12 protein-coding genes are annotated in these 13,255 nt (G+C 58.2%); all 12 read right to left on the bottom strand.

Annotation, left to right across the window (positions count from 1 at the left end):
* Window positions 1-15 precede the first annotated feature (15 nt).
* The 12 genes from QMZ18_RS20475 to nuoK all read right to left on the bottom strand — a co-directional run bounded on the left by QMZ18_RS20475 (window position 16) and on the right by nuoK (window position 13,254).
* Complete coding sequence (locus QMZ18_RS20475) at window positions 16-1,263, bottom strand: lipoprotein-releasing ABC transporter permease subunit (RefSeq protein ID WP_282608204.1); 1,248 nt, start codon at window positions 1,261-1,263, stop codon at window positions 16-18.
* Window positions 1,264-1,267: 4 nt separating this feature from the next.
* Complete coding sequence (proS, locus tag QMZ18_RS20470) at window positions 1,268-2,587, bottom strand: proline--tRNA ligase (protein ID WP_282608203.1); 1,320 nt, start codon at window positions 2,585-2,587, stop codon at window positions 1,268-1,270.
* A gap of 265 nt (window positions 2,588-2,852) precedes the next feature.
* Window positions 2,853-3,344, bottom strand: coding sequence for a hypothetical protein (locus QMZ18_RS20465; protein WP_282608202.1), 492 nt, complete (start codon window positions 3,342-3,344; stop codon window positions 2,853-2,855).
* A gap of 547 nt (window positions 3,345-3,891) precedes the next feature.
* Window positions 3,892-4,128, bottom strand: coding sequence for a DUF1467 family protein (locus tag QMZ18_RS20460; RefSeq protein WP_282608201.1), 237 nt, complete (start codon window positions 4,126-4,128; stop codon window positions 3,892-3,894).
* A gap of 33 nt (window positions 4,129-4,161) precedes the next feature.
* Window positions 4,162-4,566, bottom strand: coding sequence for a methylmalonyl-CoA epimerase (gene mce / locus QMZ18_RS20455; RefSeq protein ID WP_282608200.1), 405 nt, complete (start codon window positions 4,564-4,566; stop codon window positions 4,162-4,164).
* 103 nt (window positions 4,567-4,669) lie between these two features.
* A complete protein-coding gene (locus QMZ18_RS20450) occupies window positions 4,670-6,364 on the bottom strand; it encodes a ribonuclease J (protein WP_282608199.1) in 1,695 nt (564 codons plus the stop codon).
* Window positions 6,361-7,140, bottom strand: coding sequence for a type III pantothenate kinase (locus QMZ18_RS20445; RefSeq protein WP_282608198.1), 780 nt, complete (start codon window positions 7,138-7,140; stop codon window positions 6,361-6,363). The genes QMZ18_RS20450 and QMZ18_RS20445 overlap by 4 nt, the downstream gene beginning before the upstream one ends.
* A gap of 74 nt (window positions 7,141-7,214) precedes the next feature.
* On the bottom strand, window positions 7,215-8,003 hold the full coding sequence (locus QMZ18_RS20440) for a biotin--[acetyl-CoA-carboxylase] ligase (RefSeq protein ID WP_282608197.1): 789 nt from the start codon (window positions 8,001-8,003) through the stop codon (window positions 7,215-7,217).
* Window positions 8,000-9,448 (bottom strand): NADH-quinone oxidoreductase subunit NuoN, encoded by a 1,449-nt coding sequence (nuoN, locus tag QMZ18_RS20435; RefSeq protein ID WP_282608196.1) that lies wholly within the window; start codon window positions 9,446-9,448, stop codon window positions 8,000-8,002. Before nuoN ends, QMZ18_RS20440 begins: the two co-directional genes overlap by 4 nt.
* A 15-nt stretch (window positions 9,449-9,463) precedes the next feature.
* Window positions 9,464-10,993 carry an NADH-quinone oxidoreductase subunit M gene (locus QMZ18_RS20430; protein WP_282608195.1) on the bottom strand — a complete coding sequence of 510 codons (1,530 nt, stop codon included), beginning with the start codon at window positions 10,991-10,993 and terminating at the stop codon, window positions 9,464-9,466.
* Between the two features lie 4 nt (window positions 10,994-10,997).
* Window positions 10,998-12,932, bottom strand: coding sequence for an NADH-quinone oxidoreductase subunit L (gene nuoL / locus QMZ18_RS20425; RefSeq protein WP_282608194.1), 1,935 nt, complete (start codon window positions 12,930-12,932; stop codon window positions 10,998-11,000).
* A gap of 10 nt (window positions 12,933-12,942) precedes the next feature.
* Window positions 12,943-13,254, bottom strand: a complete 312-nt coding sequence (nuoK, locus tag QMZ18_RS20420) for an NADH-quinone oxidoreductase subunit NuoK (RefSeq protein WP_282608193.1) — start codon at window positions 13,252-13,254, stop codon at window positions 12,943-12,945.
* Between the last annotated feature and the right edge of the window lies 1 nt (window position 13,255).

Genomic DNA, 13,255 nt, shown 5'->3' with positions numbered 1-13,255 from the left:
TTCATTGGTGACGCGTCATTCATAACGAAGCGCCTCCACCGGATCCAGACGGGCGGCCCGCCAGGCAGGGAACAAAGGCGCCAGGAATGATAGGACAATCGCAATCCCAAGCACCTGGACGACCTCTACAGGATCCACGATCGCCGGGAGCTTCGACAGAAAATAGATCTCCGCCTGAAACAGCCTGGCTCCGCTCAGGTTTTCGAGCCACTGCTTGATGGTATCGATGTTCGATGAAAACGCGACACCGAGTATAAACCCGGCGATCGTGCCGACCACGCCGATGCTCGCGCCACTCAGGAAAAAGATCCGCATGATCTGTCCCTGCGTGGCACCCATGGTCCGCAGAATCGCAATGTCCCGCCCTTTGTCCTTCACCAGCATGAACTGGCCGGAAAGAATGTTGAAGGCAGCCACCAGAATGATCAGGGACAAAATGAAGAACATGACGTTTCGTTCGACCTGGATCGCATTGAAAAAAGTCGAGTTGGCCCTCTGCCAGTCCCGCGATTGCAGGCCCTCGCCGGCCGCTGCCATGATCTCCGGCAGCACTGTCTTCATTTGATCGGGATCGTCCAGGAACACCTCAATGGCGTTCGCTTGTTCAGGAAGACGGAAAAACAGCTGTGCCGCCGGGATCGGCATATAGATAAAACTGCTGTCGTATTCGAACATGCCGACTTCGAACAGAGCGTCGATCCGATAGGCCTTCATCCGTGGGACCGTCCCCATAACAGTCGTGTTGCCGTTCGGCGAGACCAGGTTCACACGATCGCCGACCCTAAGACCAAGCTTGTTGGCGAGGCGCCGTCCGATTGCCACACCGTCGTCGCCGCCGAATTTTTCGATGGACCCAGAGACAATGTTATCTGCGATCAGGCTTCGTGATCTTAGGTCGTCTCCAATCATGCCGCGTACCAGGCCGCCGGTGGCGACACTGCGGGCGGTCACCATGACCTCGCCCTGAACCTGCGGATTGACGCTGTGAATCCCCGTCAGGGCCCGCACCCGTTCGCTGACATCCGCATAATCGGTAATCGGCCGCGAGGTCCCGTACAGCGTCAAGTGGCCGTTAACACCGAGAATCCGGCCTAACAGCTCTTCTCGGAACCCGTTCATCACCGCCATGACAATAATCAGGGTCGCAACCCCAAGGGCAATCCCAATCAGGGAAATCCAGGCAATGACCGAGATAAAGCCCTCTTTCCTGCGCGTGCGCAGATAGCGCATCGCAACCAATCGCTCGAAAGCGTCAAAGATCATGAATTCAGCTCGTCAGCTTGTTGATCGCAGCATCCAGGGTGAGCTCTTCGCGCTCGCCCGTCTTCCGGTTTTTCAGCTCAACGACGCCGTTCTTCAGACCGCGCGGACCGATCACGAGCTGCCACGGCAGTCCGATCAGATCCATGGCCGCGAACTTGGCGCCCGCTCCGCTGTCGCGGTCTTCATAAAGCACCTCGACACCGGCAGCTTCCAGTGTTGCGTATGCGCCGTCACAGGCGTTCACACAGTCCGCATCACCGGCCCGCAGATTGATCAGGCCCACCTTGAAGGGCGTCACGGATTCAGGCCAGATGATCCCGTTGTCATCATGGCTGGCCTCAATGATGCCGCCGACAAGGCGCGAAACGCCGATCCCGTATGACCCCATGTGAACCGGCACCTGCGCACCGTCCGCCGTCACAACCTCGGCCCCAAGCGGCTTGGAATATTTGTCGCCGAAATAGAAAATATGCCCGACCTCGATGCCCCGGCGCTCGACCCGCTTATCGGTGGGAACCTGCGCTTCGAACTCGGCCTGGTCGTGCTTTTCATCCGTTGCCGCATAGGCTTTGGTCCAGGAATCGACGATTGGCTGCAGATCACTGCCGTAGTCGACGTCTGTCGCGAGCACGTCGGCATCCAGATAGTCGTTGTGGCAGAAAATCGCGCTCTCGCCGGTATCCGCCAAGATGATAAATTCATGACTGAGGTCGCCGCCGATCGGCCCGGTGTCCGCTGCCATCGGAATGGCCTTGAGCCCCATCCGCGCATAGGTTCGCAGATAAGCCACGAACATCTTGTTGTAAGCCCGTTTTGCGCCCTCGCGATCAATATCGAAGGAATAGGCATCCTTCATCAGAAATTCGCGGCCGCGCATGACGCCGAAGCGCGGGCGGACCTCGTCCCGGAACTTCCATTGGATGTGGTAGAGATTGCGTGGCAAATCGCGGTAACTCTTGACCGAACTCCGGAAGATCTCGGTGATGAGTTCCTCGTTGGTGGGTCCGTAGAGCATTTCGCGCTCGTGCCGGTCCACGATCCGAAGCATTTCCTTGCCGTAGTCTTCGTATCGCCCAGACTGCTTCCAGAGATCGGCAGACTGGATCGTCGGCATCAGCAGTTCCTGCGCTCCGGCGCGATCCTGCTCTTCGCGTACAATCTGCTCGATCTTCTTAAGCACCCGCAATCCAAGCGGCAGCCAGGAGTAGATGCCGGCGCTCGCCTGACGCACCATCCCGGCACGCAGCATCAGCCTGTGCGAAACAATCTGCGCCTCAGTCGGCGTCTCTTTGAGCGTGGGCATAAAATAGTTGGAGAGACGCATCTATTCCTCTTTGAGCCAAACACGACAGGCCAGGTGAGCCAGCTTAAAACGAGCGGCTGCAACCGAATGAACAAAACCGAGTTCTGTATATGGGATGGAATAAGGCATGTCCATGGCAGCACCAGGGAATTACCGGGTCGATCACAGGCTTTGAGACAGGTAAATCCCGCGGCAAGCGCAGATCATGCTTTTTCGGAACCTGTTCGTGATCTCGTCAAAACACGTGAATCAGCTCCAAATCGCATGATTAGCAGAGGACTGCGCTTTAGCGTGGGATCGCCGTTTCAGCCTCCAGCCGCTCACGGCAACGCTGGATAATCTCGTCCGAGGCACCGTCAGCCAGCCGCTGGCCGTTATAATAGAGCTTGCCGTTTTCATAGACGACTTCGCCCACCTGGGCATCGGCCTCAAACAGCGCAGGATTTACCGGAATGCCAAAGCGATCGAAGAGATCGATTTCGATTGGGATTACGATCCGCTTCGGTGGCTCTATCCGCGGCACATAGCCTTGGCCATCTGCGTTCAGGTCCACCGGGGCAACCGGGCGGCCTCGCGCGTCGACGCCCGGCTGAAATGCTACATCTGCGCTGGGCTCATGCCGGGTCAAACGCCGGCACTGCGTGGGGCTCAATTCAACAGTAACAGTCCGCTTAGCGTCACCGGTCTCTTCCGCCTGTTGGGCACCAAGCGCCGCCCTCTCGGCAACCGCGCTGCATAAAAGCAGACAACAGCAGCCCGTGAGCGTTTTGAGAACCAAAGGGATTCCGGTGCGACGCATCCCTGCAGCGTAAAACGCGCGCGTTAAGGAAATAACAACGCCTTTTCTCCTCCGGAAGGATTCTTGCGGCAAATGCCCAAAAGTTCGGCGCCGCAGCATAGAGAACAATCAGAATCGGGAATCGCACTCCGATACCGACCAATTGGTTCGGTTAACAGCCGTCTTAACCATCGTAATAGGTCTTATGCAAATACCATTTTTTGCACAGAAATCCGCCGGTTTTCTGCTCTCGCTTGCCATATTTTTGCTGCAGTGCAGCGAAAATATGGCGGATTTCTCCGAAAAATTTCGTGACGGCCTGAAGAACTTGATCTACAAGAGTGCAACTAAAAATTATAAGCCGCCCGCGCGGTACGGTCCAAGTTTAGGGGGCCCGACAGTTTGAGACATTCAAGCGAGTGAAAAACTCGCGGCAAAAAGACAAAGCGCTTATTTAATGTGGCAAGCCTTTCTCATCAGAGGGCTTGCCTTATTTTTTGGCAAAACGGTCAAGAAGCGGTGCGGTGGGAAGATTGGGTTCGGCCGCCTACTTGACGCTAAACGGCAAAAGACCTTTTTCGATCGCGACGTAAACGGCACCCCAGATAACCGCAGCGATACCAGAGGTGATGAGGACCTTGCGCCCCAGCATGGGATTGACCGGCGCACCGGCCTCGTGCCCCTCCTCCGGGTTCTCTTCGCGGCGCACACCCCACGGCAGCACCATGAAAAGTACGACCCACCAGACGATGACGTAGACCAGAATGCCGGTAAACCAGTTCATAGGATGACTTTCTGCCCGCTTTGGTTTGCGCTCTTACGCCTGTTCCAGCTCGATCAGAGCGCCGCAGAAATCCTTGGGGTGAAGAAACAGCACCGGCTTGTCATGGGCTCCAATCTTGGGCTCGCCGTCGCCCAGTACCCGCGCGCCCTCCGCCTTCAGTTTGTCGCGCGCAGCGTAGATATCATCAACCTCGTAGCAGAGGTGATGAATACCGCCACTTGGGCTGCGCTCAAGAAAGGCCGCAATCGGCGAGTTCTCGCCGAGCGGATGCAAGAGTTCGATCTTGGTATTCGGCAGCTCCACGAAAACCACAGTCACGCCATGCGCCGGCTGCGCTTGCGGCGCGGAGACAGTTCCGCCGAGCATATCCCGGTACTGCCCAACGGCAGCATCCAGATCGGGGACGGCTATTGCCACGTGATTCAGTCGACCAATCATCTTTAACTCTCCGCTTTCGCTGGAATGCGATCGTTCTTGATTGAAATTATCAAGGACGTCAATCGCCTTCCATATTGTTCAATTCGAGGCTGACTCAGGCCTTTCACTGCTTCAGTGGAACGCGATCAGACTCCAGGCGCACAACATGCACTGTCGTAACAGGTTTCTTCTCCAGATCCCGCTTGACCGATCGTCGCACCGCCACTCTCACAGCTTCCGCAACTGAGGCATCATCCCGGCGCTCAGCCGGGCGAAGGCTTTGTATCGCCTGTTCGATAGCATCAAGTACATCATCGATCTGATCTTCGTCCAGATCGTCGTCATAGACACCGTGAAAGGTCAACTGAGGCTCATCGACAAGCGTACCCTTCGCGTTCAGGGCCAGAGTCACCGCAGCCGCGCCGTTGTAGGCCATCCGCTGACGCTCCCGCAAGATCGGGCTCTCGGTGCTGAGCAGCCGGCTGCCCTCGACGGCCAGACGCCCGGTCTGCACCTGATCGATCACCTTTGCGCGCCCCGGCGCCAAACGGATCAGCGCCCCGTTCTCGCCCGCAATCTGCTCCGGCACCTGGCATTCGCGTGCCAGTTCCGCATGCGCCGTCAGATGACGCTGCTCGCCATGAACCGGCACAGCAACGCGGGGCCGGACCCACTGATACATCTGAGCCAGTTCCGGACGGCCTGGATGTCCCGAAACATGGATGAAGGCGTCGTCGTCGGTAATCACCTGGATCCCCCGCTTTACCAGGGTATTCTGCAACGCAAAGATCGAGGTTTCGTTGCCTGGGATCACGCGCGAGGAAAAGATCACTGCATCTCCCTCGTCCAGATGGACTTCCCGGTGGTCGCCGTGGGCAATGCGCCAAAGTGCGGACCGCGGCTCGCCCTGGCTTCCGGTACAGAGCAGCAGCACCTCGTTGCGCGGCAGATAGTCGATATCTTTTTCCGAAAGAAACGGCGGCAGATCCGGCATGTAGCCGTTTTCCCTGGCGGCCTCGTGAATCCGGTGCATGGAACGGCCCAGAAGCGCGACACGCCGGCCATGCGCTTCCGCCGCCCGCACGATGGTCTCAAAGCGTGCAACGTTGCTGGCGAAGCAGGCGATGGCGACACGCTGTTCCAAGCCACCCACCAGCTCCATCAGATGCTCGCGCACCTCGCTTTCCGAACCGGTTTCTTCGGCATTGAGGGCATTGGTCGAGTCGCAGACCATGGCCAGGACATCTTCGTCGGCAAGCGCCTTCAGACGGGCTTCGTCGAAGGTGTCCCCAACCAGCGGATCGTCATCCAGTTTCCAGTCGCCGGTATGCAGGACATTGCCTGCAGGCGTGTGGATGACCACGGCATTGGGTTCGGGAATAGAATGCGTGAGCGTGATCAGCTCGATCTCGAAATGCCCGACCGAGAACCTTCCCGACATTGGGATCTCCGTGATCGGTGCCGCTTCGTAGAGGCCGGCTTCCTTAAGCTTGCGCTCCACCATCGAACGCGTGAAGGGCGTCGCATAGATCGGACAGCGCAGCTGCGACCAGAGATAAGGCACTGCGCCAATGTGGTCTTCATGAGCGTGGGTGAGCATCAAACCGACCAGCTGCTCGCGCCGCTCCACGATGAAACGGGGATCGGGCATCAGCACATCGACACCGGGAAGTTCGGGGCCGGCGAAGGTAATCCCAAGATCGACCATCAGCCATTGGCCGTCATGGCCGTAGAGATTGAGATTCATCCCGATCTCCCCTGCCCCGCCCAGCGGCAGGAAGAAGAGTTCGTCATTGCCGGGATTGAGCTTTGGCTTCATGCCTTCTCCGCCGTATTGTGACCGTACACGAGTACAAGCCCCCGCAAGGTCAAGTCCTGGTCGACGTCGTCAATCGCATCCGTCGCAGCGGCATAGATCGGCGCCAATCCACCGGTGCCAATTACTCTCATGTCCTGTCCGAATTCCTTCTTGATCCGGCTGGTCAAGCCTTCGATCAGGCCGACGTAGCCCCAGAAAACGCCTGACTGCATGGCCGGTACGGTATCCTTGCCGATAACCTTTTCAGGGCGTTCGATCGAAACCCGCGGCAGCTGTGCTGCAACCCGGTAGAGCGCTTCCACCGAATGCTGCGCTGCGGGTGCCAGCACACCGCCGATGTAGTTGCCGTCACCATCCACAATATCGAAGTTGGTTGCCGTGCCGAAGTCGATCACGATCGCCGGGCCGCCGTACAAATGATGCGCGGCGACCGCATTCACCAGGCGGTCCGCGCCCGCACTCTCCGGCCGGTCTATGAGGTTCTGAATACCCAGATCCACTTCGGGTGCCCCGATGAACAGGGGTTCGTAGTCGAAATAAAGCGTGCAAAGCTTGCGCAGGCTAAAGCGCGCTGCCGGCACGACGTTGGCGATGATCACGCCGGTCACATCCTTGAGCGTCAGATCCTTCAAGGCCATCAGTTGGGACAGCCAGACTGCATATTCGTCGGCTGTCCGTCTCGGATCACTCGATGCGCGCCAGACCGCGCGTTGATCTTCACCGTCGTAAACGGCAAAGACAACGTTGGTGTTTCCAGAATCAATCGTCAGCAGCATTTTCGTCTCCGATCGGCTTACCCGCCGCCATTTCCTATCGGCGTCACGCCGTAGTGCCTGTCATCGAAAATGCGTCAGGCCCCGGGAAAGACATCGCCCGCGGTGATGGTCCGCGTGCCGCCATCGGCATTTTTCAATAACAGTGCGCCGTCGCCGTCTAAATCACCGAACACACCGGTAAGGGTTTCCTTGGGAAGACGGACTTCAATCGGTTTACCCAGCCCCTGCGCGCGTTCCTTCCAGGCCGCACGGATATCTCGAAATCCGCGATTGCGCCAGATCTCCAGCCAGATATCGAGTTGCCGGGCAAGTTCTTCCAGTAAAATTGCCGGTACCAGGGTCGTATCGGCACCTTCCTTGCGGAGCGAACTGGCCGGATAACGTGCATCGTCCGGGAAATGTTCGATATTGGTCCCCATGCCGAGGATCAGCCAATCCAGGCCGCCCGCGGGCGTGGATTTGGATTCGAGCAAAACCCCCGCACCTTTCTTGGCATTGAACATCACGTCGTTGGGCCATTTATAGGTCACCACGACCTGCTTGCCCGCCAAGGCAGCGACCGCCTCCCCAAGCGCAACACAGGCGACAAAACTCACCTGGGCCGCCTCGCTCAAGGCGCACTCGGGACGCAACACCAGAGAGAGATAGAGATTGCCGCGCGGGCTGGTCCAGCTGCGGCCCTGACGGCCCCTGCCCGTGGTTTGCTCGCCAGCCCAGACAATCGTGCCGTGCGCTGCACCTTCTTCGGCAAGCCGCCGCGCTTCGTCGTTCGTGCTGCCGACGCTATCCAGCGCGATCAAATTGAAAACTGGCGGCAAGACCGGTAAGCCGCCCGGCGGTGCCCCAGCTGCCCCAGAAGTCATCCCGGGAACAAGGTGGCAGCGGCAGCGGCGGCACTATCGACCACCGGTCCCGGAGCGACGAAAAACAGCAGCGTAAAGACGCCCGTAATTATGAGTACTGCCGTCATTTCGCGACCGATCGGGCGATCGAAACTCTCGGCGGGCTCATCGAAATACATCAGCTTGATGATACGCAGATAATAGAAAGCGCCGACCACCGAAGTCAGGACACCGAGCACAGCAAGGATGTAGAGCTGGGCTTCAATCGCTGCCAGAAAGATGTAGAGCTTGCCGAAAAAGCCTGCGAGCGGCGGAATACCTGCCATGGAGAACATGAAAATCGCCAGGGCCAGGGCCATCATGGGCTGGGTCTTGCTCAAGCCCTTGAGGTCATCGATCCCTTCGACCATCCGGTCCTTCTGACGCATGCAAAGGATGCAGGCGAAGGTTCCGAGATTCATGAAAACGTAGATGGTCAGGTAAATCACAATACCGCTGATGCCCTGCTCGGTCCCGCTCGCCAAACCGATCAGCGCGTAACCGATATGACCGATCGAGCTATAGGCCATCAGTCGCTTGATGTTGCTTTGGTTGATCGCCGCGAAGGCGCCCAGGATCATCGAGGCCGCAGAGACGAAGAAGACGATCTGCTGCCATTGATCAATCAGGCCGCCGAAAGGCTCCATCAGCACACGGATGAACAACGCCATGGCCGCAATCTTTGGTGCGGTCGCAAAGAAAGCGGTGACCGGAGTCGGCGCACCTTCATAGACATCGGGTGTCCACATGTGGAACGGCACGGCGGAGACCTTGAAGGCAAGGCCGGCACAGAGGAAGACCAGGCCGACGATCAAACCGATTGGGATATCGTTTCCGGCACTTGCCGCGAAGGTCTGAGCGATCCCATCGAAGTTTGTCGTGCCCGTGAAGCCGTAAATCATCGAACTGCCATACAGCAGCATGCCCGACGATAGAGCGCCGAGGACGAAATACTTCAGCCCGGCTTCGCTGGAGCGCAAGTTGTCACGCCGGAAGGCGGCAACTACGTAAAGCGAAAGGCTCTGCAGTTCGAGCCCCATATAGAGTGAAATCAGGTCGTTGGCTGAGATCATGGCCATCATGCCGAGAGTGGCAAACAGCATCAGCACCGGAAACTCGAAACGGTTCATGTCTTCGCGCTGGATGTAGCGCTGAGCCATCACGATCGACACGCCGGACCCGATCAAAACCAGCAGCTTCATAAAATCGCCGAAGCCGTCCATGGTCAGCAGACCGCCGAACGCGACCGTCTCCGGCCGAGGTGGCAGCGCAATCAGTGCAAAGGTCACGATCAGAGTCACAACTGAAAGAGTCGAGACCAACTGGGTGGCGCTGTTGCCGCGAAACACGCCCAGCATCAGCAGTCCGATCGCAGCGCAGGCCAGGAAGAGTTCCGGCAATACCGCCATGAGATCTGCAGAAATCATATCCGCTTCCTAGCCTTACTTGTCCGACCAGAGGCTGGCCAGGGACACACCGTCCGAAGCCGCCAGAGTGGCATTGTAGTTTTCGATCAAATTGCTCACCGACGCCGACATCACGTCGAGGAAAGAAACCGGGTAGATCCCCATCCAGAGTACGATGACCAGCAACGGTGCAAAAACCGCCTTTTCCCGCCAATTCATATCGAGAATCGTCATCAGATCCTCCTTGGTCAGGCGGCCGAAGATCACGCGCCGGTAGAGATAGAGCATATAGGCCGCGCCCAGCACCATGCCGCTTGCTGCCAGCAATGCCACCAAGGTGTTTGCCTGAAAGGCCCCGACCAGCACTAGGAATTCGCCGACGAAACCACCCGTCCCAGGCAGGCCAACCGACGCCAGCGTGAACACGATGAAAATCACCGAATAAGCCGGCATGCGTTCGACCAGCCCGCCGTAACGATCGATTTCGCGGGTGTGCATGCGGTCGTAGATCACACCGACGCAGAGGAACAAAGCGCCTGAGACGATGCCGTGCGACAGCATCTGGAAGATCGCGCCTTCGATGCCCTGCTGGTTCATCGTAAAGATACCGATGGTCACAAAGCCCATATGTGCGACGGACGAATAGGCGATCAGCTTCTTCATGTCCTCCTGCGCCAAGGCAACCAGTGAGGTATAGATCACGGCAATGATCGACAGCGTAAAGACCAGCGGCGTGAAGTAAGCCGAAGCCTCGGGCATGATCGGCAGCGAAAAACGCAGGAAGCCGTAAGCCCCCATCTTCAGCAGAACGCCGGCCAGAATGACGGAACCGGCCGTCGGCGCCTCGACGTGTGCATCCGGCAGCCAGGTGTGAACCGGCCACATCGGCACCTTGACGGCAAAAGAAGCGAAGAACGCTAGCCACAGCCACAGCTGCATATTGCCGGGGATCTGGGCGTTGGATACCAGCGTTACGATATCCATCGTTCCGGTCTGGAAATAGATCGCCATGATGGCGAGCAGCATCAGGACCGAGCCGAGCAGCGTATAGAGGAAGAACTTAAAGGCCGCGTAGACCCGGCGGGCGCCGCCCCAGATCCCGATAATCAGGAACATCGGAATCAGCACGCCCTCGAAGAAGACGTAGAACAGCATGAAGTCGAGCGCACAGAACATGCCGACCATCAGCGTTTCGAGCGCCAGGAACGCGACCATGTACTCCCGCACACGGGTTTTCACCGAATCCCAGCTGGCCAGGATACAAAGCGGGGTCAAAAGCGTGGAAAGCAGCACAAAGAGGACGGAGATACCGTCAACGCCCATACGGTAGGTCAAGCCGAGCGACGGGATCCAATTGTATTCCTCGACGAACTGGAACTCCGGCGTGCCACGTTCGAATCCGAACCACAGCGTGAGCGAGACCGCGAAGGTCACCAGCGAAGTCCAGAGCGCCGTGTAACGGCTGTTGCGCGCAACAGCCTCTTCATCGCCGCGGATAAAGACCAGGATGAAGAAGACGCCGACAAGCGGCAGGAAGGTGATGATGGAGAGCATCTGGTCAGTCATGCGATCACACTCCAGCCTGGGTCAGGAAATACCAGGTCACCAGTCCGACGACGCCGATCAGCATGACGAACGCATAGTGGTAGACGTAACCGGTCTGTAGTGCCGAGATCCGCTGCGCGAGATTTCGGGTCGATTCGGCCACACCGTCGGGCCCAAAGCCGTCTATGATCGCCCCGTCTCCCGCCTTCCAGAGCTTCCGCCCAAGCGCCATGGCCGGTCGGACGAACAGCGCATCATAAAGCTCATCGAAGTACCACTTGTTGAAGGAGAAGAGGTAGAGCGGCCGGACGGCATTTGCAAAAGTCTGCGGCAGGTCCGGTTTCGCGACATAGAACAGCCACGCAAGGCCGATACCGCTGACCGCCACGACGAAAGGCAGCCAAGGCACCCATCCAGGCACATGATGTGCAGCCTCGATCGTGTCGTTCTCCGGCAGTACGAAGAGCGCTTCGCCCCAGAACTCGACGCGCAGGTCGCCGACGAAATAGTTGTACCCTAGCAAGCCAGAGAACACCGCGCCCACCGCCAGCACAATCAGCGGGATCATCATCACCATCGGCGATTCATGGACGTGGGACATGACCTCCTTGCTCGCGCGTGGCTTCCCATGGAAGGTCATGAACAGCAGGCGCCAGGAATAGAAGGCGGTCATGAAGGCTGCGGCGATGCCGAGCCAGAAGGCAAAACCGCCATGGGCGCTGTGATCGGCGTAAGCAGCCTCAAGCACCAGATCCTTCGAGAAATATCCGGCAAATGGCCAGATGCCGGCCAAGGCCAACGAGCCGATCCACATCAAGCCGTAGGTGGCGGGGATCAACTTGTAGATGCCGCCCATGTTGCGCATGTCCTGTTCGTTGGACATGGCATGGATCACCGAACCTGCACCCAAGAACAGAAGCGCCTTGAAAAAGGCGTGCGTGAAGAGATGGAAAATGGCCCCGCCGTAGGCCGAAACACCCAGGGCAAAGAACATGTAACCAAGCTGCGAACAGGTCGAATAAGCGATGACCCGCTTGATGTCGGTCTGCGTCAATCCGACCGTAGCGGCGAAGAAGGCCGTGCCGGCACCGATATAGGTCACCAGTTCAAGCGCCGTCGGCGCGTATTCGAACATCGGCGACAACCGCGCCAGCATGAAGACACCGGCGGTTACCATGGTCGCGGCATGGATCAGCGCGGAGACCGGGGTCGGGCCTTCCATGGCATCCGGCAGCCAGGTGTGCAGCCCCAGTTGCGCCGACTTACCCATGGCGCCCACGAACAGCAGGATACAGATAATGGTCAGGGCATGCCCTTCGATGCCGATAAAGGCAAACTGCGCGTCCTTCTGACTTTCGACCGCCGAGAAGACCTGATCGAATCCGACCGCACCGAACAGCACGAAGGCCCCCATGATGCCCAGGGCAAAGCCGATATCGCCGACCCGGTTGACCAGGAAAGCCTTTATGGCCGCGGCACAGGCACTGGGCTTTTCATACCAGAAACCGATCAGCAGGTAAGACGCCAGACCGACGCCCTCCCAGCCGAAGAACATCTGCACGAAGTTGTCGGCCGTCACCAGCATCAGCATGAAGAAGGTGAAGAGGCTCAGATAGGCAAAGAAGCGCGGGCGGTGCTTGTCATGCGACATGTAGCCGACCGAGTAGACATGTACCATCGAGGAAACGCCATTGACCACGATCAGCATGACCGCCGTCAAGGTATCCACACGCAGAGCCCAGGAGAGCTCGAAGTCGCCCGAATTGATCCAGGTGAAGAGCTCGGTCGTCCTGGCGTTGCCGCCGATGGCGACATCGAAGAAGACCGCCACGGAAAGGCCCGCGGCCAGCAGCATGAAAGCGCAGGTCACGATCTGCGAAGCCCGGTCGCCGATGGTGCGGCCGAACAGTCCTGCTATGATCGCTCCGGCCAGCGGTAAGCCGACAATTACTACGTCCATAACGGCGTCCTCAGCCCTTCATCATATTGATATCTTCGACCGCGATGGATCCGCGGTTCCGGAAGTAGACCACAAGGATCGCCAGACCTATCGCGGCTTCGGCAGCCGCAACGGTCAAGACGAACATCGCGAAGATCTGGCCCAGCAGATCGCCGAGGTGAGTCGAGAAAGCCACCAGGTTGATGTTGACCGCGAGCAGCATCAGCTCAATCGACATCAGGATGATGATCACGTTCTTACGGTTCAGGAAAATGCCGAAGATCCCCAGGGTAAAGAGGATCGCGGCAACGGTCAGATAGTGCTCGAGGCCAATTTCAAACATA

Origin of the sequence: Pelagibius sp. Alg239-R121 (assembly GCF_947331435.1) — a bacterium.
GTDB lineage: Bacteria > Pseudomonadota > Alphaproteobacteria > Kiloniellales > Kiloniellaceae > Denitrobaculum.
The sequence above is the reverse complement of the archived record's forward strand: the minus strand, read 5'-3'. Positions and strand labels throughout refer to the sequence as shown.

Excerpts from the sequence above, each read along its gene's own strand:
- QMZ18_RS20475 (WP_282608204.1), bottom strand. The coding sequence starts at position 1,263 with ATGATCTTTGACGCTTTCGAGCGATTGGTTGCGATGCGCTATCTGCGC.
- proS (WP_282608203.1), bottom strand. The coding sequence starts at position 2,587 with ATGCGTCTCTCCAACTATTTTATGCCCACGCTCAAAGAGACGCCGACT.
- QMZ18_RS20460 (WP_282608201.1), bottom strand. The coding sequence starts at position 4,128 with ATGAACTGGTTTACCGGCATTCTGGTCTACGTCATCGTCTGGTGGGTC.
- mce (WP_282608200.1), bottom strand. The coding sequence starts at position 4,566 with ATGATTGGTCGACTGAATCACGTGGCAATAGCCGTCCCCGATCTGGAT.
- QMZ18_RS20450 (WP_282608199.1), bottom strand. The coding sequence starts at position 6,364 with ATGAAGCCAAAGCTCAATCCCGGCAATGACGAACTCTTCTTCCTGCCG.
- QMZ18_RS20445 (WP_282608198.1), bottom strand. The coding sequence starts at position 7,140 with ATGCTGCTGACGATTGATTCTGGAAACACCAACGTTGTCTTTGCCGTT.
- QMZ18_RS20440 (WP_282608197.1), bottom strand. The coding sequence starts at position 8,003 with ATGACTTCTGGGGCAGCTGGGGCACCGCCGGGCGGCTTACCGGTCTTG.
- nuoN (WP_282608196.1), bottom strand. The coding sequence starts at position 9,448 with ATGATTTCTGCAGATCTCATGGCGGTATTGCCGGAACTCTTCCTGGCC.
- QMZ18_RS20430 (WP_282608195.1), bottom strand. The coding sequence starts at position 10,993 with ATGACTGACCAGATGCTCTCCATCATCACCTTCCTGCCGCTTGTCGGC.
- nuoL (WP_282608194.1), bottom strand. The coding sequence starts at position 12,932 with ATGGACGTAGTAATTGTCGGCTTACCGCTGGCCGGAGCGATCATAGCA.
- nuoK (WP_282608193.1), bottom strand. The coding sequence starts at position 13,254 with ATGTTTGAAATTGGCCTCGAGCACTATCTGACCGTTGCCGCGATCCTC.